Raw genomic sequence first — 26,013 nt, 5'->3', positions numbered from 1 at the left:
CGGTGCAAGCCGCGGAGCCCTCGGCGGGCGGCGCCCATTTCGCCTTCACCGACAGGTGGGGCGGAGTGAGCGCCGTTCCGTACGAGGAGCTCAACCTCGGCGGTGCGGTCGGCGACGACCCCGCCGCCGTGCGCACGAACCGTGCACGCGCCGCCCGTACTCTCGGTCTCGACCCGGCCCGGGTGGTCTGGATGAATCAGGTGCACGGGCGCGACGTGGCCGTGGTCGACGGCCCTTGGGACGACACCTCCGACGCCTCGGGTATCTCGGCGGTGGACGCGGTGGTGACGGCGCGGCGTAATCTCGCGCTCGCGGTGCTCACCGCCGACTGCACGCCCGTGCTGCTCGCCGATCCGGCGGCCGGTGTCGTCGCCGCCGCCCACGCGGGACGGCCCGGTCTGGTGGCGGGAGTCGTCCCGGCCACGGTCGAGGCCATGACCGCACTCGGTGCCGAACCGTCCCGGATCGTCGCCCACACCGGACCGGCCGTATGCGGACGGTGTTACGAGGTTCCGGAGCAGATGCGCGCGGAGGTCGCGGAGGCCGTCCCGGCGTCGTGGTCGCAGACCAGCTGGGGAACACCCGCGGTCGACGTCACGGCCGGAGTCCACTCCCAGCTCGAAGAGCTCGGCGTCGTCGACCGGCACAGCTCGCCGTTCTGCACCCTGGAATCAGGCGACCACTTCTCGTACCGCCGCGACCGCACCACAGGGCGGCTCGCCGGATATGTCTGGTTGGACTGATAGGACATGACGGATCGCAGGACGCAACTCGCGGCGAACCTGGCGCAAGTGGAAAAACGTATTGCTTCCGCCTGCGCTTCGGCCGGCCGTAAGCGGGAAGAAGTGACCCTGATCGTGGTCACCAAGACCTACCCCGCGAGTGATGTGCGCATTTTGCACGAACTCGGTGTGCGCCAGGTCGCGGAGAATCGTGATCAGGACGCGGCACCAAAAGCCGAGGCTTGTGCGGATCTGTCGCTCACTTGGCACTTTGTCGGACAGCTGCAGACCAACAAGGTCCGCTCCGTGGCCGGTTACGCCGATGTGGTGCAGTCGGTGGACCGGGTGAAGCTGGTCACCGCGCTCTCGTCGGCGGCGGTCAGGGGTGAGCGTGAGCTCGGCTGCCTCATCCAGGTCGCTCTCGACGCGGGGAGCGGTGAACGCGGGGACCGGGGCGGCGTCGCACCGGACGGGATCGAGGAGTTGGCCGCGGCTGTCGAGGCGGCGGAAGGGCTCAGGCTCGACGGCCTGATGACCGTCGCCCCGCTCGCCGGTTCCTACGCCGGCCGGCAACGGGCCGCGTTCGACCGCCTGATGGAAATTTCATCCCGCCTGCGCGGGAACCATCCGGCTGCGAACATGGTCTCTGCTGGGATGAGCGCGGATCTCGAGGACGCGGTCGCGGCCGGAGCGACACATGTACGCGTCGGTACGGCGGTACTCGGAGTCCGACCCCGGCTCGGGTAACGTCGCGAAGCAAGTCGGACCACAGCAGAAAATATGGTCATTCCCGCTCGAAGCGGGCAGGCCGGAGTGGATCTCGGGCACTTGGTGACACGAATGCCGATCCACCACAGAGCGGAGGACTCGGAGCATGGCCGGCGCGATGCGCAAGATGGCGGTCTACCTCGGCCTCGTGGAGGACGATGGGTACGACGGTCCGGGGTTCGACCCCGACGACGAATTCGAACCCGAGCCGGAGCCCGAGCGGGACCGGCGGCGGCATCAGCCCGTGCATCCGGTGGAGCGGGAAAGAGATGAACCGGTGCGAGCGGTGCAGGCGCCCGCACCGCGGGAACCGGTTCAGCTCCCGGCGGAAAGCGGACGACCCGCCCGAATCGCCCCCGTGGCGTCCATCACACCTGAGCGCCCGAACATGGAGAAGAACGCACCGGTGATCATGCCCAAGGTTGTGTCCGAGCGTGAGCCCTACAGGATCACCACGCTGCACCCCAGGACCTATAACGAGGCCCGTACCATCGGGGAACACTTCCGAGAGGGCACTCCGGTGATCATGAATCTCACGGAGATGGACGACACGGATGCGAAGCGACTTGTCGACTTTGCTGCGGGACTCGTCTTCGGTCTCCATGGCAGCATTGAGCGGGTGACGCAGAAGGTGTTCCTGTTGTCGCCTGCTAACGTCGATGTCACGGCGGAGGACAAGGCCCGCATCGCAGAGGGCGGGTTCTTCAACCAGAGCTGAGAACAACAGGAACAAACCCGGCCGGGTGGCCGGGGCAACGAGAGCCAGGGGAGAGGGAAGCGCGGGACATGGGCGTCGCACTGGATGTGGTCTATATCGCGCTGATGTGTTTCCTCATCGTGCTGATCTTCCGGCTGGTCATGGACTATGTCTTCCAGTTCGCACGTTCATGGCAGCCAGGCAAGGCGATGGTGGTCGTTCTCGAGGGCACTTACACTGTCACGGATCCACCGCTGAAGCTTCTGCGGCGGTTCATACCGCCGTTGCGTCTCGGGGGCGTGGCACTTGACCTGTCCTTCTTCGTTCTGATGATCATCGTCTACATTCTGCTCAACCTCGTGGGCAAGCTTGCGAGCAGCGTGTGAACGATACGGTCTTGCCGACTGCCGACGACTACGTAGAGGTGAAGAAGAGATGCCGCTGACCCCCGAGGACGTGCGGAACAAGCAGTTCACGACGGTCCGCCTCCGAGAAGGCTATGACGAGGACGAGGTCGATGCCTTCCTCGACGAGGTCGAATCGGAACTGACCCGCCTGCTCCGTGAGAACGAGGACCTGCGCGCCAAGCTGGCCGCCGCCACGCGTGCGGCCGCGCAGAACCAGCAGCAGCAGGGAATGCGTAAACCACCGGAGCAGCAGGACCGGCCAGGGGCCCCTGTGCCGGCCGCCATATCTGGTCCGCCGGTGCAGCAGCAGCAGCCCCCGCAGATGGGTCCCCCCCAGCTGCCCGGTGGAGCTCCGCAGCTGCCTGCCGGTCCCAGCGGCCATGGCCCCCAGGGCGGCCACGGTCCGCAGGGCCCGCACGGCCCCGGACCGATGCAGGGCGGTCCCATGGGTGGCCCGATGGGCGGCCCCATGGGCGGTCACGCTCAGCAGCAGCAGCAGCAGCAGCAGCAAATGCAGCAGCAGCAGATGCAGCAGCAGCAGCAGATGCAGCAGCCCGGTCAGGGCCCCGGTGGCGACAGTGCCGCCCGTGTCCTCTCCCTCGCCCAGCAGACCGCCGACCAGGCGATCGCGGAGGCCCGTTCCGAGGCCAACAAGATCGTCGGCGAGGCGCGCAGCCGTGCCGAGGGCCTCGAGCGTGACGCCCGTGCCAAGGCTGACGCCCTGGAGCGGGACGCGCAGGAGAAGCACCGCGTGGCGATGGGCTCGCTGGAGTCGGCCCGCGCGACGCTGGAGCGTAAGGTCGAGGACCTGCGCGGCTTCGAGCGCGAGTACCGGACCCGTCTGAAGTCCTACCTGGAGAGCCAGCTGCGTCAGCTGGAGACCCAGGCCGACGACTCGCTGGCTCCGCCGCGGACCCCCGCCGCCGCCTCGCTGCCGCCGTCGCCTTCGCTGGCTCCGGCCGGTGCGGGTGCGATGGGGCACGCCATGGGCGGCAACCACGGTGGTCACGGTAACCAGCAGATGGGCGGCGGCAACCAGTCGATGGGCGGTGGCCCGTCGTACGGCGGTGGGCAGCAGCAGATGACGCCCGCGATGACACAGCCGATGGCGCCGGTGCGGCCGCAGGCGCCGCAGCCGATGCAGCAGGCGCCGTCGCCGATGCGCGGGTTCCTGATCGACGAGGACGACAACTGAGCGGTCCGCGCTCGCTGAGCGCGTAGCCGTCGGCAGGCTGAGGGCCGGGCCCCGGGGAATCCCCGGGGCCCGGCCCTTTGGCGTGAGCGTTGCTCGGGGTGGGCGGGGCGCCTGCGGCGGGCTGTCCCCCTACCCGCCCTTTCCCGAAACCGGGGCTCTGCCCCGGACCCCGCTCCTCAAGCGCCGGAGGGGCTGGGGTGGAGGGGAGGAGCTGGAGGGCTTGAGGGCTTGAGGGCTTGAGGGGTGAGGGCCGTCGGTCGGAGAGGAGGGGCTGGAGGCTTGTGGGGATGGAGGGCTAGGGCCGGGGGAGGGGAGGGGCCCGAGGTGGTCGTGAGGTGGAGGGACGGACGGGAAGGCCCGGTCGGAGCGTGGTCGACGCTGCGTGTCCGGCCGGGCCTTCCGGCCCGAGGTGGTCGTGAGGTGGAGGGACGGACGGGAAAGGCCCGGCCGGAGCGTGTCCGGCCGGGCCTTTCGGTGTGATCCGCGTTACCGCTCCGTCTTACGGAGGCGGAACGTCAGAGCCAGGCCTTCGTCCTCGAACGGGGCGCCGTACGTGTCGTCCGCCTCACCCTGCGCGAAGTCCAGGGCCAGGACCTCGTCCGCGATCAGCGTCGCGTGGCCGGTCAGGGCCTCGGCCGTCGCGGGGGACGCCGATGTCCAGCGGACCGCGATCCGGTCCGCCACGTCCAGGCCGCTGTTCTTGCGTGCCTCCTGGATCAGCCGGATCGCGTCACGGGCCAGTCCGGCGGCCCGCAGCTCCGGGGTGATCTCCAGGTCCAGGGCGACCGTCGCACCCGAGTCGGACGCCACCGACCAGCCCTCGCGCGGGGTTTCCGTGATGATGACCTCGTCGGGGGCCAGGGTGACCCGCTCGCCGTCGACCTCGACCGAGGCCGTGCCCTCGCGCAGCGCCAGGCTGAGCGCGGCGGCGTCGGCGTTCGCGACGGCCTTGGCCACCGCTTGGACGCCCTTGCCGAACCGCTTGCCCAGCGCACGGAAGTTCGCCTTCGCCGTGGTGTCGACCAGCGAGCCGCCGACCTCCGAGAGAGAGGCCAGGGAGGAGACGTTCAGCTCCTCCGTGATCTGGGCGCGCAGCTCGGGCGTGAGCGACTCGAAGCCCGGAGCGGCGACGAGCGCCCGAGACAGCGGCTGCCGGGTCTTGACCCCCGACTCGGCGCGTGTGGCCCGGCCGAGCTCCACCAGACGGCGCACCAGCGCCATCTGCGTGGAGAGCGCCGGGTCGATCGTCGCCGGGTCCGCCTTCGGCCAGGAGGACAGGTGCACCGATTCCGGGGCGTCCGGGGCGACGGGGACGATCAGGTCCTGCCAGACCCGCTCAGTGATGAACGGGGTCAGCGGGGCCATCAGCCGGGTGACCGTCTCCACGACCTCGTGCAGGGTGCGCAGAGCCGCCTTGTCGCCCTGCCAGAAGCGGCGGCGGGAGCGGCGGACGTACCAGTTGGACAGGTCGTCGACGAACGCCGAGAGCAGCTTGCCGGCGCGCTGGGTGTCGTACCCCTCCAGAGCCTTGGTGACCTCGTCCACCAGGGTGCCGAGCTCGCTCAGCAGCCAGCGGTCCAGGACCGTGCGGTCGGCGGGGGCAGGGTCGGCCGCGGACGGCGCCCATTTCGACGTACGGGCGTACAGGGCCTGGAAGGCCACGGTGTTCCAGTAGGTGAGGAGCGTCTTGCGGACGACCTCCTGGATCGTGCCGTGGCCCACACGGCGCGCCGCCCACGGGGATCCGCCCGCAGCCATGAACCAGCGGACCGCGTCGGCGCCGTGCTGGTCCATGAGGGGGATGGGCTGGAGGATGTTGCCCAGGTGCTTGGACATCTTCCGGCCGTCCTCGGCGAGGATGTGGCCGAGGCACACCACGTTCTCGTACGACGACTTGTCGAAGACGAGCGTGCCGATGGCCATCAGCGTGTAGAACCAGCCGCGGGTCTGGTCGATGGCCTCGGAGATGAACTGCGCCGGGTAGCGGCTCTCGAAGATCTCCTTGTTCTTGTACGGGTAGCCCCACTGCGCGAACGGCATGGAACCCGAGTCGTACCAGGCGTCGATGACCTCCGGGACGCGGTACGCCTCCAGCCGGCAGTTCTCGTTCGAGCAGGTGAACGTGATCTCGTCGATGAACGGGCGGTGCGGGTCCAGGTCCGACTGGTCGCGGCCGGTGAGCTCGGAGAGCTCGTCGCGGGAGCCGACACAGGTCAGATGACCGTCCTCGCAGCGCCAGATCGGCAGCGGCGTGCCCCAGTAACGGTTGCGGGAGAGCGCCCAGTCGACGTTGTTGTTCAGCCAGTCACCGAAGCGGCCGTTCTTGACCGAGTCGGGGAACCAGTTGGTCTTCTCGTTCTCCTCGAGCAGCCGGTCCTTGACCGCAGTGGTGCGGATGTACCAGGAGGGCTGCGCGTAGTACAGCAGGGCCGTGTGGCAGCGCCAGCAGTGCGGGTAGCTGTGCTCGTACGGGACGTGGCGGAAGAGCTTTCCGCGCGCGGCCAGGTCCTCGGTGAGAGCCTCGTCGGCCTTCTTGAAGAAGACGCCGCCGACCAGCGGGAGGTCCTCCTCGAAGGTGCCGTCGGGGCGGACCGGGTTGACGACCGGCAGTCCGTACGAGCGGCAGACGACGAGGTCGTCGGCGCCGAAGGCGGGGGACTGGTGGACCAGACCCGTACCGTCCTCGGTCGTGACGTACTCGGCGTTGACGACGTAGTGCGCCTCGCTCGGGAACTCGACGAGCTGGAAGGGGCGTTCGTATGTCCAGCGTTCCATCTCGCGGCCGGTGAACGTCCGGCCGGTGAGCTCCCAGCCCTCGCCGAGAGACTTCTCCAGCAGCGGCTGGGCGACGACCAGCTTCTCCTCGCCGTTCGTCGCGACGACGTACGTGACGTCGGGGTGCGCGGCGACGGCGGTGTTGGAGACCAGGGTCCAAGGGGTAGTCGTCCAGACGAGCAGCGCGGCCTCGCCGGCCAGTGGTCCGCTCGTCAGCGGGAAGCGTACGAAGACCGAGGGGTCCACGACGGTCTCGTAGCCCTGGGCGAGCTCGTGGTCCGAGAGGCCGGTGCCGCAGCGCGGGCACCAGGGGGCCACGCGGTGGTCCTGGACCAGCAGGTCCTTGTTGAAGATCTTCTTCAGCGACCACCACACGGAGTCGACGTACTCCGGGTCCATCGTGCGGTAGGCGTCGTCGAGGTCGACCCAGTAGCCCATGCGGGTCGTGAGCTCGGTGAACGCGTCGGTGTGACGGGTGACGGACTCACGGCACTTCGCGTTGAACTCGGCGATGCCGTAGGCCTCGATGTCCTTCTTGCCGTTGAAGCCCAGCTCCTTCTCCACCGCGAGCTCGACCGGCAGGCCGTGACAGTCCCAGCCGGCCTTACGCCCGACGTGGTAGCCCTGCATGGTACGGAAGCGCGGAAAGACGTCCTTGAAGACGCGGGCCTCGATGTGGTGGGCCCCGGGCATGCCGTTGGCGGTCGGCGGACCTTCGTAGAAGACCCACTCGGGGCGGCCCTCGGACTGTTCGAGGCTCTTGGCGAAGACCTTGCTGTCGCGCCAGAAGTCGAGCACGGCGTGCTCGAGGGCGGGCAGGTCGACCTGGGCGGGTACCTGGCGGTACTGCGGCGATGTCATGTGCGGGCTTCCTCCGGCGGACGTCTTCCACTTCCGTCGGAGGGACGAGAGCCGGTTCAGCTCCCGCGGTACCACCCTCCTTGGCCCCGGGCATGCACCCGTGGCCCCCTCATTGGGGTCGCGATGCCGGGTCTAGTGGCCTTGCGGCGTTCTTCCGGCGGCTCCGGGGTGATCTTCGCGGCGCGCTCGCCCCCGGGCTTCCACCGTCCCCGGGTCGCTCGTGGCTGCGTACGACGCTACTCGTCCCATCCATGCCTCTCGCTGCGGCCAGTGTACGGGCCCTTACGGGTGACGGCCGACCGGTTCGGACCGACCGGCGAACGGGAGGGGTTTGCACCCGAATGGCCAGTGGGGACGGAAGGAGTTCGTGAGCGCGCGCGAGGGCGGATTACCGCGCGGGGAGCTGGGCACAACGGTTGCAGGCGCGCCACTGCCCGGCTGCGGGGAGGGGCGAACCGGCGGCGTGCCCCGTTGCCGCGGAGCTGGGGTCGATTTATCGTCCCAGCACGATTCGCGTGCAAGATCACAATATGTGAAGGGGCCGCGGCCATGGTGGCGAAGAAGACCGCCGTATCGAGAACGGCGTCCGCGAGATCCACGGCTGCGGCTGCCGAGGAGGAGACCGGGAGCCCGGGCGAGGAGGCAGGTCCGGAGGTGGACCAGGAGAAGCCGGTCAAGAGGCCGGCGAAGAAGGCGGCCGCCGCAGCGAAGAACTCGGCGGCACATCCGCCGGAGCCGGAGCAGGCCGGCCAGGAGCCGGCGCACCACGAGCCGGTGAAGAAGAGCGCAGCCAAGAAGGGGTCGAAGAAGGCCACGGGGGCGGCCCAGGCCGCCGAGCAGACAGGAGCCCACACGGTGGTAGCCAAGAAGAGCGCGGCCCGGACCACGGCGGTAGGAGAGGGCACCGCGACAGCGGTCCCCCCGGCCAGGGCCGGAGTGGCGACGGCGCCCGGCGACCTGGCGGTCAGGTCGGGGGAGGACCCCTGGACCCCGGAGGAGGTCGACGCGGCGCAGGCCGAGCTGGCCGGTGAGGTCATGCGGCTGCGCACCGAGCTGGAGGCGTCGGGCGCGGCGTTGGCGGGCCTGATGCGCGACTCCGGGGACGGGGCCGGCGACGACGACGCGGACACCGGTACGAAGAACATCACCAGGGAGCACGAGCTGTCCCTGGCGGCGCACGCCCAGGAGACGCTGGAGCAGACCGAGCGCGCCCTCGCCAGGCTCGACGCGGGGACCTACGGGCTCTGCGAGGTCTGCGGCAAGCCGATCGGCAAGGCGCGGATGCAGGCCTTCCCCCGGGCCACGCTCTGCGTGGAGGACAAGCAGAAGCAGGAGCGGCGGGGCTGAGGGCCGGGCCCCCTTGCGCCGGATCCGGCTCGGTCAGCCCCGAGCCGGATCCTCGGCCCGATCCGATACGGCTGATCCGGCCGGACACGGCTGATCCGGCCGGACACGGCTGATCCGGCCGGACACGGCTGATCCGGCCCGAGACGGCTGATCCGGATGAAAGCCCCCCGGCGGCGGGGACCAGGGTGGTCCTGAGCCCGAGGCCCCTGATTCCCCGGGTGTGTCGTACCCTCGTCCTCAGTCAGGCACCTAGGTTGAGGGACTCACGTGGCAGAGGCGGAGCGCATCATCGGTACGCCGGATATCCCTGATGCCGAGGGGGCCGACGGGGCTGAGCCCCAGCAGCCCGACGAGGGCTCGACCCCAGCAGGGGCTGACGAGGGCGGCGGCCGGGGCAAGAAGCGGATCCTGGTTCTCCTCGGTGTGGCCGTCCTGGCCTACCTCCTGGACCTGGTCAGCAAGATGATCGTGGTCGCGAAACTGGAGCACGAGGAGCCGATCGAGATTTTCGGCGACTGGCTGAAGTTCGACGCGATCCGTAACGCGGGCGCCGCCTTCGGGTTCGGCGAGGCCTTCACCGTGATCTTCACGGCCATCGCGTGCGTCGTGATCATCGTGATCATCCGGCTCGCCCGCAAGCTCTACAGTCTGCCCTGGGCCATCGCCCTGGGTCTGCTGCTCGGCGGAGCGCTCGGTAACCTCACCGACCGCATATTCCGCGCGCCCGGCGTGTTCGAGGGCGCGGTGGTGGACTTCATCGCCCCCGCGCACTTCGCGGTCTTCAACCTCGCCGACTCCGCGATCGTCTGCGGCGGAATCCTGATCGTGATCTTTTCCTTCAAGGGCCTGGACCCCGACGGCACCGTGCACAAGGACTAGCGGGCGCAAGGCATACTCGACTGGTGAGTACGTATCCCGAGGTCCGCACCCTGCCCGTACCCGACGGCCTGGAAGGCGAGCGTGTCGACGCCGCCATCTCCCGGATGTTCGGGTTCTCCCGCACCAAGGCCGCCGAGCTGGCCGCTGCCGGGAAGGTCCAGGTGGACGGCGCGGCGGCCGGGAAGTCCGAGCGGGTGCACGGCGGTGCCTGGCTGGAAGTGGAGATGCCGCAGGCACCCGCTCCCGTCCAGATCGTCGCCGAGCCTGTCGAGGGCATGGAGATCGTCCATGATGACGACGACATCGTCGTCATCATGAAGCCGGTCGGCGTCGCCGCCCACCCCAGCCCCGGCTGGACCGGCACCACCGTCATCGGCGGCCTCGCCGCGGCCGGCTACCGCATCTCGACGTCGGGCGCCGCCGAGCGTCAGGGCATCGTGCACCGGCTGGACGTCGGCACCTCCGGCCTGATGGTCGTGGCGAAGTCCGAGCGGGCCTACACCCTACTCAAGGCGCAGTTCCGCGACCGGGTCGTCGAGAAGAAGTACCACGCACTGGTGCAGGGCCACCCGGACCCGATGAGCGGCACCATCGACGCCCCCGTCGGCCGCCACCCGCAGCACGACTACAAGTGGGCCGTCACCGCGGAGGGCAAGCCCTCCGTGACGCACTACGACCTCATCGAGGCCTACCGCGCGGCCAGCCTGCTCGACATCAAGCTGGAGACCGGGCGCACGCACCAGATCCGCGTGCACATGTCCGCGCACCGCCACCCCTGCGTCGGTGACCTGACCTACGGAGCGGACCCGACGATGGCCAAGCGCCTCGGCCTGACCCGGCAGTGGCTGCACGCGGTCCGGCTCGGCTTCGAGCACCCGGCCGACGGCAGCTGGGTCGAATTCGGAAGTGGCTACCCGGACGACCTGCGCCACGCCCTCGACACGATTGCCGCGGAGAGCGAATGACCCCCGGGCCCGCCCCGTACAGCACCCGCAGGGCTCTCGACGAGAGTGACCTCGCGGCATGCTTCCAGATCCGCAAGGACGTCTTCGTCGGTGAGCAGCAGGTGCCCGAGGAGATCGAGTACGACGCCCACGACGCCACGGCGGTGCACGTCCTCGCCGTGGCCGAGGACGGCGTCGCGCTCGGCACGGGACGGCTGCTGCACGGCGAGGACGCGGCGGACAGGACCGGCGGCGACCACACCGTCGGGTCGCTCGGCCGGCTCGCCGTGACCCGCGCGGCCCGTGGCCTCGGCGTCGGGGCCGCCCTGGTCCGCGCCGTGGAGGAGGAGGCCCGCACCCTGGGCCTGGCCGCCGTGGACCTGCACGCCCAGACGCACGCGCTCGGCTTCTACGAGCGGCTCGGCTACACGGCGTACGGTCCCGAGTTCCCGGACGCCGGGATGCCGCACCGGGCCATGCGCCGCGTGCTCTGACCGCGCGCATCGCACGGGGTGCCCCTTCCTCGCCGAGCACACCGCGGACGCCGACGACGTCCTCGGGCGGCTCACCGGCCGGTCCTTCCGGGAGATCGTCGACACCCTCGTGACCGGCGTCGCCTTCGGCCTGACCGGCCTCGAACTCCGTAACGTCTTCGGCACCGCCACGGACGCGAACCGGGCTCCTGGGCTGGGCTCGCCGTCGTCGTCGCGGACGTGTGGTCGGCATACGGCTGCTGCCCGCCACCTGTCTCTGCTCGACGCCCGCACCGAGCCGGGGGCGGATCCCGAGGTGGTGGTCCACATGCTGCGCACCCCGGACGTACGCAGCTCCGCTGACGCGCCCCGCCTGCCGGCAGTTCAGCCGCGCCCTGTGCGGGGAGTCTTGTCGAGCGTCGGCCCCTGGCCGTCGTACGGGGCGAGCCCGGTGTCCGCGCCCGTCAGTTCCCGCCAGTGGTCACCCGGCGGCAGCGCCGCGGGTGACGTCATGATGCGGGGCAGCGCGTACGGGTGATGGTCCCGGAGCCAGCCGATCATCTGCTCCCGCACGGCGCAGCGCACCGTCCAGATGTCGTCGGCGTCCTTGGCGGTGACCACCGCACGCACCTCGATCGTCGTCGGGGTGGTGTCCGTGACCGCCAGGGACCAGTCCCGGCCGTCCCAGGCGGCGCACTCGCCGAGGATGTCGCGCAGCCTGTCACGCATCGCCGCGACCGGGGCCGAGTGGTCGAGCTGGAAGAAGACGGTCCCGGTCATCTGGACCCCGCCGCGCGACCAGTTCTCGAACGGCTTGCTGGTGAAGTAGGACACGGGCATCGTGATCCGCCGCTCGTCCCAGGTCCGTACTGCGAGGAAGGTGAGGGTGATCTCCTCGACGGTGCCCCACTCGCCGTCCACCACGACGGTGTCGCCGATCCGGACCATGTCGCCGAAGGCGATCTGGAAGCCGGCGAAGAGATTGCCGAGGGTCGACTGGGCGGCGACACCGGCGACGATGCCGAGCACACCGGCGGAGGCCAGCATCGAGGTCCCGACGGTGCGCATCGCCGGGAACGTCAGCAGCATCGCCGCGACGGCGACCGTCGCGACCACGGCGGTGACCACACGCTGGATCAGCGTGACCTGGGTCCGGACCCGGCGGACCCGGGCGGGATCGCGGGTGGACGACGCGTAACGGGCGTACGAGGACTGCACGACGGTGGCCGCGATACGGATCACCAGCCAGGCCGACGCCCCGATCAGTACGAGGGTCAGGATCTGGCCGATCGCCGCACGGTTGTCCCTCACCACGTCGAACCGGAGCTGGTCGAAGCTGGCCCTCAGCAGCGCCGTGCAGAGCACCACCTGCAGAGGAGGGCGGCAGAGCCGGAGCAGGCCCCAGACGGGAGTCTCGTGATGCCGGCTGTCGGCGCGCCGTAGCAGCAGATCGACCAGCCAGCCCATCGCCAGTGTGATCACCAAGGATCCGCCCACGACCAGCAGCGGTCGCAGTATGTTCTCCATTCCCTCGTCCTCCAAGCGTCGGGGCACAGCTGGCACCATGGGCCTCATGAACATCATGCTTTTCCACTCGACCTTTGGTCTGCGGCCCGCTGTGCACGCGGCTGCCGACCGGCTGCGTGCGGCCGGGCACGAGGTGCGCGTGCCCGATCTCTTCGAGGGGCACACCTTCGACACCGTCGAGGACGGAATGGCCTTCAAGGAGGAGGTGGGCAAGGACGAGCTGCTCAAGCGCGCCGTCCTGGCCGCCGCGCCCTACTCCGACCAGGGCCTCGTCTACGCGGGTTTCTCCTTCGGGGCGTCCGTCGCGCAGACCCTCGCGCTCGGCGACGCGAAGGCCCGCGGGCTGCTGCTGCTCCACGGTACGTCGGACATCGCCGAGAGCGCCTCGGTGGACGAACTGCCCGTCCAGCTGCATGTGGCCGATCCCGACCCGTTCGAGTCGCACGACTGGCTCACCAGCTGGTACCTCCAGATGCAGCGGACCGGCGCGGACGTCGAGGTCTACCGCTATCCCGGCGCCGGTCACCTCTTCACCGACCCCGACCTGCCCGATCACGACGCGGACGCGGCCGAGCTGACCTGGAAGGTCTCCCTGGGCTTCCTCGCCACGCTGTAGCCACCGGCTCCGGCCGCGCACCTGAGGGCGCGCGGCCGAAGCGGGTCAGCGCACCGGGGCGTCGGCCCTCTCGATCTTCCGGGTGCCGTTGCGCGTGCGGTACGAGCGGACCCAGGACGCCGTCGCCTCCTTGCTGGTCCTGTCGGAGACCACGTAGTAGTCCATCTGCGAGCGCTGGGCCGTCACGTCCAGGACGCCGTAGCCTGCGAGTCCATGTCGACCCACTTCACATGACGCTTGGAGGTCACCACGAACTCGGTGGCCGCCGATGCGGACAGCGGATAGGTCGCCGCCTCCACGGGTACGTCGTTGGCCCACGCCATATGAATGTCGCCGGTCAGGAAGACCGTGTCGGTGACGGCGTGGTCCCGCAGACGCAAGATCAGCTCCCTGCGGTCGTCCGTGTAGCCCCAGCAGCTCCGCGAGCGGTGCCAGCAGATGGGCCGGAAACGCTGTGAAGGCGACCGGCGAGATCATCACCGAGGTGCCGACCAGCGGTGGCGGCGGCCTTGACGACCGTGCGCGGCTGGGTGCGGTGAAGAGGTGTCGCCTGGTCACGGACGATGACCCTGCTGACGGGTAGAGCCAACGGGCGCACGAACAAGGGAAGTTCGCCCGCCCGTTGGCCGGATGACGCCCGGAGCCGTGTCGGTGGTCCCCGCCGGGCCGTCGGTTCTCCGGTCAGCCCTTCAGGGCCTTGGTGACCGCAGTGTTGAAGTCGGCCACCGTCATGGGAGCGTTCTCGCTGCCCTCGGCGGTGAGCGTCTTGCCGTCCATCTTGAGGGTCGGCGTGCCCTTGACCCCGCTCTCGTCGAACGCCTTCGACATCTTGATCGCCCAGGCGTCGAACGTGCCGTCCTCGACGTCCTTCTGGAACGCCTTGTTGCCCTTCAGCGCTTCCACGGAATCAGCCACCTCGATCAGGTAGCTGTCCTTACCGAACTTGTCGCTCGTCTCCGCGGGGTGGTACTTCGCGGAGTACAGCGCGGCCTTGTACTCCAGGAAGGCCTCGGGGCTCACATCCAGCGCCGCGCCGAGCGCGCTCAGGGCGTTCTTCGAGCCCTCGCCGCCGGCCGCGTTGTCGATGAAGGTCGCGCCGACGTACTTGATCTTGTACTTGCCGGCTTCGACGTCCTTGTCCACGGTCTCGCCGACCGCCTGCTCGAACGTGGCGCAGACCGGGCAGCGCGAGTCCTCGTACAGTTCCAGCGTCTTCTTGGCGCCCGACTCGCCGATCACGACAGTCGTGCCGTCGTCGCCCGACGTGTTCTTGGGGGCGGTGACGTTCTTCGCGTCCGCCGCGGCCTCCCAGGCGGAGGGCTTGTTCAGCTGCATCACGCCGTAGCTGACAGCGCCGGCGACAGCGAGAACCGCGACGACCGAGAGGCCGACGACGATCTGCTTGCGTGTCTTGTCCTTCTTGGCCTGGAGCTCGCGCTCCGCGCGCAGCCGCTCGCGGGCAGCGGACTTGTTGGCCTGGGTGTTGCGCTTGCTCATGAGGGTGCTCCGTAGAAGTGGGGGCGGCTCGGAAAGGGATTACGCGTGCTCAGACAGGGGTGCAGGCCGAGCGCGGCGGGCCCCTCCGTCCCACGGAGTGCACCAGGAAGCGGACCGGGGCGAGCGGGTGCGGGCGCCCGGCGCGGCGGGCCCCGGTCTGTATGCGGTGCCGCGCCGTGCCCACCACGGCGGCCGCGGTGAGCAGCGGCCGGAAGGCGACGGCGGCCGCCGCGCGCAGCAGTCCGGCGAGCGCCGACTCGCCGCGCCGCAGCCAGGCGGCGGCCAGCAGGCCGACCGTCACATGCGCGGCCAGCAGCAGCCACGGGACAGCGGGTCCCGGTGAGGCCAGCAGGGCGGCCGCGTGGTCACCCTCGGCGGTCACGCCGGCCAGCGGTGTGCCGACCGTGGTCACACCGGCGAGACCGTCCGCTCCGCGCCCGGTCTCGCCGCCGCAGAGCACATCGACGCCGACGGAGCGCAGAGGGCCCGCGATCGGGCCGCCCGCCGCCCCGTAACAGAGGTGCTGGCCGACGGTGAACACCGTGTCGGCGGCCAGCTCCAGCGGAACCAGCAGCCCGGCGATCGCCCCGAAACCGCGTTCCCGGCCCGCCAGTGCGAACGCCACCGCGAAGACGGCCCCGGCCAGCAGCGCGACAGCGGTGACCGGCAACGGGACCCGGGAGAGCAGCACATGGGACGCGGACGAGAGCGTGACGACGAGCGCGGTGAACAGCGCCGCGCGTACCGCTCTGATCTGTGTCCCTGATACGTCCATCGCCCGAGAGTGTGCCATGCGTTCCCGTAAGTGTCCGCCAAGGGCGTACGGCGGGCCTACAGGCCCGGGATGCGGCCGTTGCGGAAGAGGTCGACGAAGATCTGGTGGTCGGCGCGGGCCCGCGCGCCGTAGCTGTGTGCGAAGCCCACCAGCAGCTCGGCGAAGCCCTCCTCGTCGGCGGCGATGGCCGCGTCGATCGCGCGTTCCGTGGAGAACGGGACCAGCGAGTGCCCGCTCTCGTCGTCCGCCGCCGAGTGCATCGTCGCCGTGGCCCGGCCGAGATCGGCGACCACCGCAGCGATCTCCTCCGGCTCGTCGATGTCGGACCAGTCCAGGTCGACGGCGTACGGAGAGACCTCGGCGACCAGCTGACCGGAGCCGTCCAGCTCGGTCCAGCCCAGCCACGGGTCGGCGTGTGCCTGGAGTGCGCGCTGCGAGATCACCGTGCGGTGCCCCTCGTGCTGGAAGTAGTCCCGCACGGCGGCGTCGGTGATGTGCCGGGACACGGCCGGGGTCTGTGCCTGCTTGAGATAGATCACCACATCGTTCTCCAGGGCGTCGCTGTTGCCCTCCAGGAGGATGTTGTACGAGGGCAGGCCGGCCGACCCGATGCCGATGCCCCGGCGGCCGACGACGTCCTTCACCCGGTACGAATCGGGCCGTGTGAGGCTCGACTCCGGCAGCGTCTCCAGATAGCCGTCGAACGCAGCGAGCACCTTGTAGCGCGTCGCCGCGTCCAGGTCGATCGCGCCGCCGTCGGCGGTGAACCGGCGCTCGAAGTCCCGGATCTCCGTCATCGAGTCCAGCAGGCCGAACCGGGTCAGCGCGCGGGCGTCGCGCAGCGCGCCGAGCAGCGGACCCTCGGCGGTGTCCAGGGTGAAGGGCGGCACCTCGCCGTTCTTGGCGCCCGTCGCCAGGGCGTGGATCCGCTCCCGGTACGCGGCGGCGTAGACCTGGACGAGCTCGGTGATCTGGTCGTCGCCCAGCGCCTTCGCGTAACCGATCAGGGCGACGGAGGCCGCGAAGCGCTTGAGGTCCCACGTGAAGGGGCCCACGTAGGCCTCGTCGAAGTCATTGACGTTGAACACGAGGCGGCCGTGGGCGTCCATGTAGGTGCCGAAATTCTCCGCGTGCAGATCGCCGTGGATCCAGACCCGGCTCGTCCGCTCGTCCAGGTAGGCACCGCTGTGCTGCTCGCGGTCCAGATCGGCGTAGAACAGGCCGGCGGAGCCCCGGTAGAACGCGAAGGCCGAGCCCGCCATCTTGCGGAACTTCACCCGGAAGGCTGCGGGGTCGGCGGCCAGGAGCTGCCCGAAGGCGGTATCGAATACGGTGAGAATCTGCTCCCCGCGCCGCTCTGCGCAGGTCTGCGTGTCCGACATCGCTGGGTGCCTCCTGATACATGGCGTTCATGACAAAAGGGACAGGTGTCCCCGGTCTTCCAACGCGCGACCGTACCTCGGAGTGCCCGCCGCTCGTCATCTCGGAGACGTAGACTTCCCCGCTGTCCCCCCAAGCCGTCATCCCGAGTTCTCCCGGAGGCACAGCGCCGTGAGCAAGCCGCCATTCACGCACCTGCACGTCCACACCCAGTACTCGCTGCTGGACGGTGCCGCGCGGCTCAAGGACATGTTCGACGCGTGCAACGACATGGGTATGTCGCACATCGCGATGACCGACCACGGCAACCTCCACGGGGCGTACGACTTCTTCCACTCGGCCCAGAAGGCCGGGGTGACGCCGATCATCGGGATCGAGGCGTACGTCGCTCCCGAGTCGCGCAAGCACAAGCGCAAGATCCAGTGGGGCCAGCCGCACCAGAAGCGGGACGACGTCTCGGGTTCCGGTGGTTACACGCACAAGACCATCTGGGCGGCCAACAGCACCGGGCTGCACAACCTCTTCAAGCTCTCCTCCGACGCGTACGCCGAGGGCTGGCTGCAGAAGTGGCCGCGTATGGACAAGGAGACCATCTCCCAGTGGTCCGAGGGCCTCATCGCCTCCACCGGGTGCCCCTCCGGCGAGGTGCAGACCCGGCTGCGGCTCGGGCAGTTCGACGAGGCGGTCCAGGCTGCCTCCGACTACAAGGACATCTTCGGCGAGGGCAAGTACTTCCTGGAGCTGATGGACCACGGCATCGAGATCGAGCGCCGGGTCCGCGACGGGCTCCTGGAGATCGGCCGGAAGCTGAACATCCCGCCGCTCGTGACGAACGACTCGCACTACACGTACGCGAACGAGGCGACCGCGCACGACGCCCTGCTCTGCATCCAGACCGGCAAGAACCTCTCCGACCCCGACCGCTTCCGCTTCGACGGCACGGGCTACTACCTCAAGACGACGGACGAGATGTACGGCGTCGACTCCTCCGACGCCTGGCAGGAGGGCTGCGCCAACACCCTCCTGGTCGCGCAGCAGATCGACACCACCGGCATGTTCGAGAAGCGCGACCTGATGCCGAAGTTCGACATCCCGGAGGGCTTCACCGAGATCACCTGGTTCCAGGAGGAGGTCCGGGTCGGGATGGACCGCCGCTATCCCGGAGGCGTCCCCGAGGACCGGCAGAAGCAGGCCGAGTACGAGATGGACATCATCATCCAGATGGGGTTCCCGGGGTACTTCCTCGTCGTCGCCGACTTCATCATGTGGGCCAAGAACAACGGCATCGCGGTGGGCCCCGGCCGTGGTTCCGCCGCCGGCTCGATCGTCGCGTACGCCATGGGCATCACCGACCTCGACCCGATCACCCACGGGCTGATCTTCGAGCGCTTCCTCAACCCCGAGCGCGTGTCCATGCCCGATGTCGACATCGACTTCGACGAGCGCCGGCGCGTCGAGGTGATCCGGTACGTGACCGAGAAGTACGGCGCCGACAAGGTCGCCATGATCGGCACCTACGGCAAGATCAAGGCCAAGAACGCGATCAAGGACTCCGCGCGCGTCCTCGGTTACCCGTACGCCATGGGCGACCGCCTGACCAAGGCCATGCCCGCCGACGTCCTCGGCAAGGGCATCGATCTCAACGGCATCACCGACCCCAAGCACCCGCGCTACAGCGAGGCGGGCGAGATCCGGGGGATGTACGAGAGCGAGCCGGACGTCCGGAAGGTCATCGACACCGCGAAGGGTGTGGAGGGCCTGGTCCGGCAGATGGGTGTGCACGCGGCCGGCGTGATCATGTCCAGCGAGCCGATCGTCGACCACGCGCCGATCTGGGTGCGGCACACCGACGGCGTCACCATCACGCAGTGGGACTACCCCCAGTGCGAGTCGCTCGGCCTGCTCAAGATGGACTTCCTGGGCCTGCGCAACCTGACGATCATGGACGACGCCATCAAGATGGTGAAGGCCAACAAGGGTGTCGACCTGGAGATGCTCTCGCTCCCGCTGGACGACCCCAAGACGTACGAGCTGCTCTGCCGCGGTGACACGCTCGGGGTTTTCCAGTTCGACGGCGGCCCCATGCGCTCGCTGCTGCGCCAGATGCAGCCCGACAACTTCGAGGACATCTCCGCCGTCTCGGCCCTCTACCGGCCGGGCCCGATGGGCATGAACTCGCACACGAACTACGCCGAGCGCAAGAACGCCCGGCAGGAGATCACCCCGATCCACCCGGAGCTGGAGGAGCCCCTCAAGGAGGTCCTCGGGCTCACCTACGGCCTGATCGTCTATCAGGAGCAGGTGCAGAAGGCCGCCCAGATCGTCGCCGGCTACTCGCTCGGCGAGGCCGACATCCTGCGCCGCGTGATGGGCAAGAAGAAGGCCGACGAGCTGGCGAAGAACTTCGTCCTCTTCGAGGCCGGCGCCAAGAAGAACGGCTTCTCCGACGCGGCGATCAAGGCCCTGTGGGACGTCCTGGTGCCCTTCGCCGGATACGCGTTCAACAAGGCGCACTCCTCGGCGTACGGCCTGGTCACCTACTGGACCGCCTACCTCAAGGCGAACTACCCCGCCGAGTACATGGCGGCCCTGCTGACCTCCGTCAAGGACGACAAGGACAAGTCGGCGGTCTACCTCAACGAGTGCCGCCGCATGGGCATCAAGGTGCTCCCGCCGAACGTCAACGAGTCCGAGTCGAACTTCGCCGCCCAGGGTGACGACGTGATCCTCTTCGGGCTGACGGCCATCCGCAACGTCGGCCAGAACGTCGTCGACTCGATCATCCGGTCCCGCAAGGCGAAGGGGAAGTACTCCACGTTCCCCGACTTCCTCGACAAGGTCGAAGCGGTCGTCTGCAACAAGCGCACCGTCGAATCGCTCATCAAGGCCGGCGCCTTCGACGAGATGGGACACACCCGCAAGGGACTCGTCGCTCACCACGAGCCGATGATCGACAACGTGGTGCAGGTCAAGCGCAAGGAGGCCGAGGGGCAGTTCGACCTCTTCGGCGGCGGCGAGGAGGACAGCGACGAGCCGGGCTTCGGGCTGGACGTGGAGTTCTCCGACATCGAGTGGGAGAAGTCCTATCTGCTCGCGCAGGAGCGGGAAATGCTCGGCCTGTACGTCTCCGACCACCCGCTCTTCGGCCTCGAACACGTCCTGTCCGACAAGTCGGACGCGGCGATCTCGCAGCTCACCGGCGGTGAGCACTCCGACGGGGCGATCGTCACCGTGGGCGGCATCATCTCCGGCCTCCAGCGCAAGATGACCAAGCAGGGCAACGCCTGGGCCATCGCGACCGTGGAGGACCTCGCGGGTTCCATCGAGTGCATGTTCTTCCCCGCGACCTATCAGCTCGTCTCCACCCAGCTCGTCGAGGACACCGTCGTCTTCGTCAAGGGACGTCTCGACAAGCGTGAGGACGTGCCGCGCCTGGTCGCCATGGAGATGCAGGTCCCCGACATCTCCTCGGCCGGGACCAACGCTCCCGTCGTCCTGACCATCCCCACGGTCCGGGTCACCCCGCCGATGGTCAGCCGGCTCGGCGAGGTCCTCAGCAACCACCGCGGCGACACCGAGGTCCGCATCAGGCTCCAGGGCCCCCGCAAGACCACCGTGCTCCGTCTCGACCGGCATCGCGTCAAGCCGGACCCCGCCCTCTTCGGTGACCTGAAGGTGCTGCTCGGCCCGTCCTGCCTGGCCGGCTGACGGCCGGCACCGTACCCGCGAGAGGGGCGCCCCGCCGGCCGGCGGGGCGCCCCTCTCGGCCTGCGGGCCCTGTGGGCCGTCAGTTGTGGCCGAAGCGCTTCTGGTGCTTACGGGCAACATCGGCCGGGCTGCCCTGACTCTGCGACTGAGGCTGGGTCCGTGACTCGTACGCCGTCGACTTGGCCTCCTCCGCGCCACGCTCCGCGTCGGACGCGCGGTCGGGCCGGCTGCCCTGCTTGCGGTTCTTGTTCTTCGCCATCGTGATGCCTCCTGTGAGCGATCTGGGGTCCAGAACCGCTGTCAGACTCACATGTCACCACGAAAGCCGCATGTTGGATCATTACGGAGCGTAGTGGGCGAGGTATCATGCGCCGTTCTCCGATCCGCCACGCCGATGATCGAGTTCCGGACCTCAACCCCCGCACCGTCAGGCAGACTCGAAGGAAACCCTGAGTAGGTAAATCCCGGGTCGGCGGACCCACCCCCGGTCCGGTCCCGCTGATCCGCTCCTGAAGTGGAAGAGGGTGGAACGCGTGGACCGTTGCGTCGTCCTGGTGGACGCCGGCTACTTGCTGGGCGCAGCCGCGAGCCTGCTGGCCGGAGAGCCCGCCCGTTCCCGCATCACCGTCGACCACGCTGCCCTGATCCAGGGCCTGCGTGAGCGCGCCGTCGCCGACACGGAGCAGCCCCTGCTGCGCATCTACTGGTTCGACGGAGCCCCCGACCGTGTGCCGCAGCCCGAGCACCGCAGGCTGCGGGTCATGCCGCGGGTGACCGTTCGGCTGGGCGCCCTCACCCGCAGTGACGGGCGGTGGGCGCAGAAGGGCGTCGACGCGGCCATGCACGCCGAACTGACCGAGCTCGCCAGGAACCGGGCCTGCTCCGACGTGGTGCTCGTGACCGGTGACGGCGATCTGCTGCCCGGGCTGATGTCCGCCAAGGAACACGGCGTCGCCGTCCACCTCTGGGCCGTCCAGGCCGCCGACGGCGACTACAACCAGTCCGAGGACCTGGTGGCCGAGGCCGACGAACGACGGGTGCTCGACCGGGCCTGGATCACCAAGGCCGTACGGGCCAAGGAGACGGGCGGCGTGTGCGCGCCCCCGGCCGGCCCGCGCCCCGAGATCGCCGCGATCCTGTCCGCGCCGCTGCCCGAGGCCGCACCCGCCGCCTCCACCGAGCGGGCGTCGGAGGCCCGGGCCACCGATGCCCCCAACGGCACGGCCGCGCCGGACGAGGACGCCGCCCCGCACACCCGGCCGGCGCCCGGCCCCAGGGGCGTCCCCACCCCCAAGGACCTGGCGAGCCTGCGCACCCCCGGGACCCAGGCCGCGCAGCACGTGCCGCAGCCGCCGGCCGCCAACGCGACCCTGCGCTGGTCCTCCGACAGGGGCTGGGTCGAGCGCGGCGGACCGCTCGGCGAACCCGCGGAGACCGCGTCCCTGCCGACCCTGGCCCAGCTCACCAGCGCGGAACAGCGCTGGGCGGACCGGGAGGAGGACATCACCACCGTCGGCGGTGACCCCTTCGAGGTCGGTCAGGTCTTCGCCCGGCGCTGGATGGAACGCCTGCCGGAGACCGTCCACCTGCAGAAGCTGTCCACGATGTACCCCCGCATTCCGCACCGCATCGACGGCGAACTGCTGCGGTACGCGGCCCGCTTCGGGCTGCTCGCGCACAAGGACGACCAGATCGACGAGCACGACCGCTATGCCATCAGGGCGGGGTTCTGGCGCGAGATCGACGTACGGGCCGCCGCCGAACACGCACCCGTGGGGGAGTGAGCGGGGCGGCGCTGCCCGGCCCCGGACGCCATACGGGGCATCCGACCCCGTAGTCTCATCCCTCGTGAGTACGGGCACAGCACAGGCTACGGGCACAGCGCAGGCTACGGGCACAGCACAGGCACAGTCCGTCTGTGCGGTGCGTGACCTGGTCAGGACCTACCCCGCCGTCCGCGGCCGACGCGGCCGCGCCGCCACTCCCGAGGTGCGCGCCACCGACGGGGTGTCCCTCGATGTCCGGCGCGGTGAGATCTTCGGACTCCTCGGGCCCAACGGCGCCGGAAAGTCCACGCTCGTACGCCAGCTCACCGGGCTGATGCGCCCCGATGCCGGGAGCGTCGAGGTACTGGGACACGACCTCGTGCGCCACCCCGAGCGGGCCTCGCGGCTCATCGGCTACCTCGGCCAGGAGTCCACCGCCCTCGACGAACTGACCGTGTCGCTCGCCGCGGAGACCACCGGGCGGCTCAGGGGCCTGCCGGCACGGGAAGCCCGGGCCGCGCGCGACGACGTACTGGAGGAGCTCGGGCTCACCGCGCTCGCCGGGCGCCCGCTGAAGAAGCTGTCCGGCGGACAGCGGCGGCTCGCCTGCTTCGCCGCGACGCTGGTCGGTGAGCGCCCCGTCCTTGTACTGGACGAGCCGACGACCGGGATGGACCCCGTCGCCCGGCGGTCCGTCTGGTCCGCCGTCGACCGGCGGCGGGCCGAGCACGGGGCGACGGTGCTGCTCGTGACCCACAACGTCATCGAGGCCGAGACGGTCCTGGACCGGGTGGCCGTCATGGAACGCGGGCAGGTCATCGCCTGCGATACCCCGTCCGGGCTCAAGGAGCAGGTGGCCGGTGAGGTCCGGGTCGAGCTGGTGTGGCGCGAGCGTGCACCGCTGGAGGTTCCCGAGGTGGCCGCGCTCCGCGAGCTGGCGCAGGAGTCGGGGCGCAAGTGGGTCCTTCGGCTCGGACCGGACGAGGCGCGGGCCGCGGTGGCCGCCGTGACCGGCGGGTCGGCCTTCTCCTCGCTGGACGACTTCACGTTGGCCACGCCCAGCCTGGAGGACGTCTATCTGGCGCTCGGCGGGGACGCTGCCAGGGCCACCGAGGGGCTGGTGAAGGCGTGATCAGGACGGTGAGCGTGTCGGGATGCGTGTCGCATCACATGTCGGAGTCGAACGGGAGCACTGCCAGGTGACGAGCATCGTTCCCAGGGAGTCCGCGAAGGTGTCCGGGCCGAAGGTCCGGACCTCCGCCGCCCGGCCCGGCCCGCCCGCCCGTACGGCCCCCGCGGCTCTCGCGCCGCGGGCCAGACTGCTTCCCTCGCTCGCCGCCGTCTACCGGGCGCAGCTGTCGCGGGCGAGGGTCGCGCGGATTCCCCTGCTGTTCGTCGCGACCTTCCAGTCCGTCGGGATCATGGTGCTGATGCGCGGGGTCGTCGACGGCGGTGCCGAGGCACGGGCCGTCGTCGCCGGGTCCAGCGTGCTGGTCGTGGCCTTCGTCGCACTCAACCTGCTCGCCCAGTACTTCGGCCAGCTCCGGGCCGGCGGGGGGCTCGACCACTACGCCACGCTGCCGGTGCCCCCTGCCGCGGTGGTGCTGGGGGCGGCGGGGGCGTACGCCTCGTTCACCGTGCCCGGCACGATCGTCACCGCGGTGGCGGGCAGTGCGCTGTTCGGGCTGCCGATGACGCATCTGTGGGTACTCGTCGCGGTCATCCCGCTCTCCGGTGCCGCGCTCTCCGGGCTGGGCGCCGCGCTCGGGCTGCTGGCGCCTCGGCAGGAGCTGGCGACGCTGCTCGGGCAGCTGGGCATGTCGGCCGCGCTGCTGCTGGGCGTGCTGCCGGCCGAGCGGCTGCCCGCTCCCGTCGGGTGGGCGCGCGATCTGCTTCCTTCGACCTACGGAGTCGAGGCACTGTCCCGGTCCTTCGACACCCACCCCGACTGGGCCGTCGTCGCCCTCGACCTCGCGGTGTGCGCGGCGGTCGGTGTGCTCTCGCTGGCCGTGGCCACGTGGGCGTACCGGCGGGCGGCGGTCCGGTGAGGCGGTGCACGCGTCGGCCTGGCACGATGGCACCGTGACCGCACCGTTGACGCCGCCGGACCAGCCCCAGCCGAACGACCCGTGGCAGGCTCCGCCCTCCGGGTCGCATGTCGAGCCCGGCGGGGAGCCGGGCGCGGACGAGCGGCGGGCGGAGCTCCGGCAGGGCGCGGTGATCGCCGCGGTGCTGACCGTGACGGGTGTCGTCCTCGGGCTGCTCTGGCTGTGGCTGGCGCCCCGGGTACCGCTCGTCTCCGACGACACCGCCGTGTTCCTCAAGAACAGCGAGGGCGAGGAGGCCATCGGGGCCGACGGCACGTTCGTGCTGCTGGGGCTCGCCTGCGGTCTGGTCTCGGCTGTCGCCGTCTTCCTGTTCCGCCGGCGCGGAGGCATCCCGCTGGTGGTGGGGCTCGCCCTGGGCGGCCTGCTCGGCTCCCTGCTGGCGTGGGGGATCGGCACCTGGTTCGGGCCGGCGTCCGACGTGGTGGCCCATGCCAAGGAGGTCGGCAAGGGAGTCACCTTCGACGCGCCGATGGAGCTGCACGCGGTGGGGGCGGCGATGCTCGCCTGGCCCGTCGCAGCGATGATCGTCCACCTGGGGCTGACAGCGCTGTTCGGGCCACGGGATCCTGAGCCCGAGTGGGGCGTCCCGTACGGCGTGCCCCAGGCGGAACCGGGGGCCGGGACCGCGTTCGGGCCGGCACCCGATGTCGCCGGGGCGCCGGGAGCCGAGGGCGGCCGGCCGGCGGACGGGCCGGGCCCGGAGCGGCCGTAGCGGTTCCAGGAGTCGGCCGCATTCCGCCTCGTCGGCCGGGCAACCGGGATCTGCGGCCCCAGGCCTCGTCCGGGCCCTCTCCGGCGCCTTTCCCGTTCCCGTCCGGGGCCGTTCCCGCGCAGGGGCGTTTCCGCTCAGGCCGTTTCCGCTCAGGCCGTTTCCGCCCCGGGGAGAGGGGCAGGCGACTGGATGAGCACCTACGAAAGGACCGACATGAGTGCCGGAGAGAAGACCAAGGCCAAGACCGAGCAGATCGTCGGAAAGGCCGTGCGCAAGGTGGCCCACGCGGTCGGCAACGACACCACCGCGGCCAAGGGGGCGGCACTGGAGGCCCGGGGCAAGGGCCGGGAAACCAAGGAGAAGTCGAAGGACACCTTCAAGCACTGACCACGTGCCGGTGGAAGGGGCTTCCCCGGACCGGTGCGGACCGCGTCAGAGGGGTGCGCCCGCAGCGCAGCGCACGCAGGTCGTCGCTGCCGGACGCACCTCCAGACGGCCCGGCGGGATCGGCTCGCGGCAGCCTTCGCAGCGACCGTAGTCGCCTCGCTCAAGCCGCTCCAGCGCCTTGTCCACCCCCTCCAGCTGGTCCCGCGCCTGAGCCAGCAGCGAGGCGATGTGGGCCCGCTCGAAGGCGGTGCTGGATCCCTCCGGGTCGTGCTCGTCGTCGACCGCCACCAGCGCGTTCGCCTCGACGATTCCGTCGAAATCGCTGTGCAGCGCGGCGATCCGGGCCTGCGTGTCCCGGCGTTCCGCCTCCAGCCGCTCGCGGACGGCGGCGCGGTCACCCGGCCCGGCACCCACAGGGGAAGAAAAATCGTTCACCTGGGCGCCAACGGTCGAACCCCGGCCCCGCATT

At 70.1% G+C, this 26,013-nt stretch carries 23 protein-coding genes and 2 pseudogenes; 17 read left to right on the top strand and 8 right to left on the bottom strand.

Going from position 1 to position 26,013, the window contains the following annotated elements; genetic code table 11:
* Positions 1–2 precede the first annotated feature (2 nt).
* The 5 genes from pgeF (at position 3) to ACWD04_RS14155 (ending at position 3,789) form a co-directional block, all read left to right on the top strand.
* On the top strand, positions 3–743 hold the full coding sequence (gene pgeF, locus ACWD04_RS14175) for a peptidoglycan editing factor PgeF (protein WP_451131552.1): 741 nt from the start codon (positions 3–5) through the stop codon (positions 741–743).
* Positions 744–749: 6 nt separating this feature from the next.
* Positions 750–1,469: a YggS family pyridoxal phosphate-dependent enzyme gene (locus ACWD04_RS14170; RefSeq protein WP_451131550.1), complete on the top strand. Its 720-nt coding sequence runs from the start codon at positions 750–752 to the stop codon at positions 1,467–1,469.
* A gap of 127 nt (positions 1,470–1,596) precedes the next feature.
* Positions 1,597–2,208 (top strand): cell division protein SepF, encoded by a 612-nt coding sequence (locus ACWD04_RS14165; RefSeq protein WP_451131548.1) that lies wholly within the window; start codon positions 1,597–1,599, stop codon positions 2,206–2,208.
* A gap of 68 nt (positions 2,209–2,276) precedes the next feature.
* Positions 2,277–2,573 carry a YggT family protein gene (locus ACWD04_RS14160; protein WP_031098947.1) on the top strand — a complete coding sequence of 99 codons (297 nt, stop codon included), beginning with the start codon at positions 2,277–2,279 and terminating at the stop codon, positions 2,571–2,573.
* Between the two features lie 49 nt (positions 2,574–2,622).
* Complete coding sequence (locus tag ACWD04_RS14155) at positions 2,623–3,789, top strand: DivIVA domain-containing protein (RefSeq protein ID WP_451131546.1); 1,167 nt, start codon at positions 2,623–2,625, stop codon at positions 3,787–3,789.
* Between the two features lie 486 nt (positions 3,790–4,275).
* On the opposite strand, the gene ileS is transcribed toward ACWD04_RS14155, so the two are convergent.
* Positions 4,276–7,425, bottom strand: coding sequence for an isoleucine--tRNA ligase (gene ileS / locus ACWD04_RS14150; RefSeq protein ID WP_451131544.1), 3,150 nt, complete (start codon positions 7,423–7,425; stop codon positions 4,276–4,278).
* Between the two features lie 549 nt (positions 7,426–7,974).
* Between ileS and ACWD04_RS14145 the strand changes: the two genes are divergently transcribed.
* The 5 genes and pseudogenes from ACWD04_RS14145 to ACWD04_RS14125 form a co-directional block, all read left to right on the top strand.
* A complete protein-coding gene (locus ACWD04_RS14145; protein ID WP_451131542.1) occupies positions 7,975–8,772 on the top strand; it encodes a TraR/DksA family transcriptional regulator in 798 nt (265 codons plus the stop codon).
* 267 nt (positions 8,773–9,039) lie between these two features.
* Complete coding sequence (gene lspA, locus ACWD04_RS14140) at positions 9,040–9,651, top strand: signal peptidase II (RefSeq protein WP_451131541.1); 612 nt, start codon at positions 9,040–9,042, stop codon at positions 9,649–9,651.
* A 23-nt stretch (positions 9,652–9,674) separates the two neighbouring features.
* Positions 9,675–10,616, top strand: coding sequence for an RluA family pseudouridine synthase (locus ACWD04_RS14135; protein ID WP_451131539.1), 942 nt, complete (start codon positions 9,675–9,677; stop codon positions 10,614–10,616).
* Positions 10,613–11,089, top strand: a complete 477-nt coding sequence (locus ACWD04_RS14130) for a GNAT family N-acetyltransferase (protein ID WP_451131537.1) — start codon at positions 10,613–10,615, stop codon at positions 11,087–11,089. Before ACWD04_RS14135 ends, ACWD04_RS14130 begins: the two co-directional genes overlap by 4 nt.
* Positions 11,090–11,114: 25 nt before the next feature.
* Positions 11,115–11,394: pseudogene (locus ACWD04_RS14125) on the top strand (Na+/H+ antiporter); the annotation flags it as partial.
* 58 nt (positions 11,395–11,452) lie between these two features.
* Here the strand turns inward: ACWD04_RS14125 and ACWD04_RS14120 are convergent.
* Entirely contained in the window at positions 11,453–12,595 is a 1,143-nt protein-coding gene (locus ACWD04_RS14120) for a mechanosensitive ion channel family protein (RefSeq protein ID WP_451131535.1), read from the bottom strand.
* Between the two features lie 37 nt (positions 12,596–12,632).
* On the opposite strand from ACWD04_RS14120, the gene ACWD04_RS14115 reads away from it, so the two are divergent.
* A complete protein-coding gene (locus tag ACWD04_RS14115) occupies positions 12,633–13,211 on the top strand; it encodes a dienelactone hydrolase family protein (protein WP_451131533.1) in 579 nt (192 codons plus the stop codon).
* Between the two features lie 45 nt (positions 13,212–13,256).
* On the opposite strand, the pseudogene ACWD04_RS14110 reads toward ACWD04_RS14115, so the two are convergent.
* The 4 genes and pseudogenes from ACWD04_RS14110 to ACWD04_RS14095 form a co-directional block, all read right to left on the bottom strand.
* Positions 13,257–13,706, bottom strand: a pseudogene (locus ACWD04_RS14110) (alkaline phosphatase D family protein); the annotation flags it as partial.
* A gap of 186 nt (positions 13,707–13,892) precedes the next feature.
* Positions 13,893–14,708, bottom strand: a complete 816-nt coding sequence (locus tag ACWD04_RS14105; RefSeq protein ID WP_451131531.1) for a thioredoxin domain-containing protein — start codon at positions 14,706–14,708, stop codon at positions 13,893–13,895.
* Between the two features lie 49 nt (positions 14,709–14,757).
* Positions 14,758–15,483, bottom strand: coding sequence for a hypothetical protein (locus tag ACWD04_RS14100; RefSeq protein ID WP_451131529.1), 726 nt, complete (start codon positions 15,481–15,483; stop codon positions 14,758–14,760).
* Between the two features lie 56 nt (positions 15,484–15,539).
* On the bottom strand, positions 15,540–16,865 hold the full coding sequence (locus tag ACWD04_RS14095) for a DUF2252 domain-containing protein (RefSeq protein WP_451131527.1): 1,326 nt from the start codon (positions 16,863–16,865) through the stop codon (positions 15,540–15,542).
* A 169-nt stretch (positions 16,866–17,034) separates the two neighbouring features.
* Here ACWD04_RS14095 and dnaE point away from each other — a divergent pair, with 169 nt between their 5' ends.
* Positions 17,035–20,571 carry a DNA polymerase III subunit alpha gene (gene dnaE / locus ACWD04_RS14090; protein ID WP_451131525.1) on the top strand — a complete coding sequence of 1,179 codons (3,537 nt, stop codon included), beginning with the start codon at positions 17,035–17,037 and terminating at the stop codon, positions 20,569–20,571.
* 79 nt (positions 20,572–20,650) lie between these two features.
* On the opposite strand, the gene ACWD04_RS14085 is transcribed toward dnaE, so the two are convergent.
* Entirely contained in the window at positions 20,651–20,830 is a 180-nt protein-coding gene (locus ACWD04_RS14085; RefSeq protein WP_451131523.1) for a hypothetical protein, read from the bottom strand.
* Between the two features lie 265 nt (positions 20,831–21,095).
* Between ACWD04_RS14085 and ACWD04_RS14080 the strand changes: the two genes are divergently transcribed.
* The 5 genes from ACWD04_RS14080 to ACWD04_RS14060 all read left to right on the top strand — a co-directional run bounded on the left by ACWD04_RS14080 (position 21,096) and on the right by ACWD04_RS14060 (position 25,544).
* Positions 21,096–22,355, top strand: a complete 1,260-nt coding sequence (locus ACWD04_RS14080; RefSeq protein ID WP_451131521.1) for an NYN domain-containing protein — start codon at positions 21,096–21,098, stop codon at positions 22,353–22,355.
* Between the two features lie 139 nt (positions 22,356–22,494).
* On the top strand, positions 22,495–23,469 hold the full coding sequence (locus tag ACWD04_RS14075; RefSeq protein ID WP_451131690.1) for an ABC transporter ATP-binding protein: 975 nt from the start codon (positions 22,495–22,497) through the stop codon (positions 23,467–23,469).
* Positions 23,470–23,536: 67 nt separating this feature from the next.
* Positions 23,537–24,385 (top strand): ABC transporter permease, encoded by an 849-nt coding sequence (locus tag ACWD04_RS14070; protein WP_451131688.1) that lies wholly within the window; start codon positions 23,537–23,539, stop codon positions 24,383–24,385.
* Positions 24,386–24,419: 34 nt separating this feature from the next.
* Complete coding sequence (locus ACWD04_RS14065; RefSeq protein WP_451131519.1) at positions 24,420–25,157, top strand: ABC transporter permease; 738 nt, start codon at positions 24,420–24,422, stop codon at positions 25,155–25,157.
* A 189-nt stretch (positions 25,158–25,346) separates the two neighbouring features.
* Positions 25,347–25,544, top strand: coding sequence for a hypothetical protein (locus ACWD04_RS14060; protein ID WP_451131696.1), 198 nt, complete (start codon positions 25,347–25,349; stop codon positions 25,542–25,544).
* Between the two features lie 45 nt (positions 25,545–25,589).
* On the opposite strand, the gene ACWD04_RS14055 is transcribed toward ACWD04_RS14060, so the two are convergent.
* Entirely contained in the window at positions 25,590–25,958 is a 369-nt protein-coding gene (locus ACWD04_RS14055; protein WP_451131686.1) for a TraR/DksA family transcriptional regulator, read from the bottom strand.
* Positions 25,959–26,013 lie beyond the last annotated feature (55 nt).

It is taken from the genome of Streptomyces sp. NPDC002911 (assembly GCF_053591835.1).
The sequence above is the reverse complement of the archived record's forward strand: the minus strand, read 5'-3'. Positions and strand labels throughout refer to the sequence as shown.

Excerpts from the sequence above, each read along its gene's own strand:
- ileS (WP_451131544.1), bottom strand. The coding sequence starts at position 7,425 with ATGACATCGCCGCAGTACCGCCAGGTACCCGCCCAGGTCGACCTGCCC.
- ACWD04_RS14165 (WP_451131548.1), top strand. The coding sequence starts at position 1,597 with ATGGCCGGCGCGATGCGCAAGATGGCGGTCTACCTCGGCCTCGTGGAG.
- ACWD04_RS14155 (WP_451131546.1), top strand. The coding sequence starts at position 2,623 with ATGCCGCTGACCCCCGAGGACGTGCGGAACAAGCAGTTCACGACGGTC.
- ACWD04_RS14145 (WP_451131542.1), top strand. The coding sequence starts at position 7,975 with ATGGTGGCGAAGAAGACCGCCGTATCGAGAACGGCGTCCGCGAGATCC.
- ACWD04_RS14095 (WP_451131527.1), bottom strand. The coding sequence starts at position 16,865 with ATGTCGGACACGCAGACCTGCGCAGAGCGGCGCGGGGAGCAGATTCTC.
- ACWD04_RS14060 (WP_451131696.1), top strand. The coding sequence starts at position 25,347 with ATGAGCACCTACGAAAGGACCGACATGAGTGCCGGAGAGAAGACCAAG.
- ACWD04_RS14100 (WP_451131529.1), bottom strand. The coding sequence starts at position 15,483 with ATGGACGTATCAGGGACACAGATCAGAGCGGTACGCGCGGCGCTGTTC.
- ACWD04_RS14085 (WP_451131523.1), bottom strand. The coding sequence starts at position 20,830 with ATGGCGAAGAACAAGAACCGCAAGCAGGGCAGCCGGCCCGACCGCGCG.
- ACWD04_RS14105 (WP_451131531.1), bottom strand. The coding sequence starts at position 14,708 with ATGAGCAAGCGCAACACCCAGGCCAACAAGTCCGCTGCCCGCGAGCGG.
- ACWD04_RS14120 (WP_451131535.1), bottom strand. The coding sequence starts at position 12,595 with ATGGAGAACATACTGCGACCGCTGCTGGTCGTGGGCGGATCCTTGGTG.
- ACWD04_RS14130 (WP_451131537.1), top strand. The coding sequence starts at position 10,613 with ATGACCCCCGGGCCCGCCCCGTACAGCACCCGCAGGGCTCTCGACGAG.
- ACWD04_RS14115 (WP_451131533.1), top strand. The coding sequence starts at position 12,633 with ATGGGCCTCATGAACATCATGCTTTTCCACTCGACCTTTGGTCTGCGG.
- ACWD04_RS14170 (WP_451131550.1), top strand. The coding sequence starts at position 750 with ATGACGGATCGCAGGACGCAACTCGCGGCGAACCTGGCGCAAGTGGAA.
- ACWD04_RS14160 (WP_031098947.1), top strand. The coding sequence starts at position 2,277 with ATGGGCGTCGCACTGGATGTGGTCTATATCGCGCTGATGTGTTTCCTC.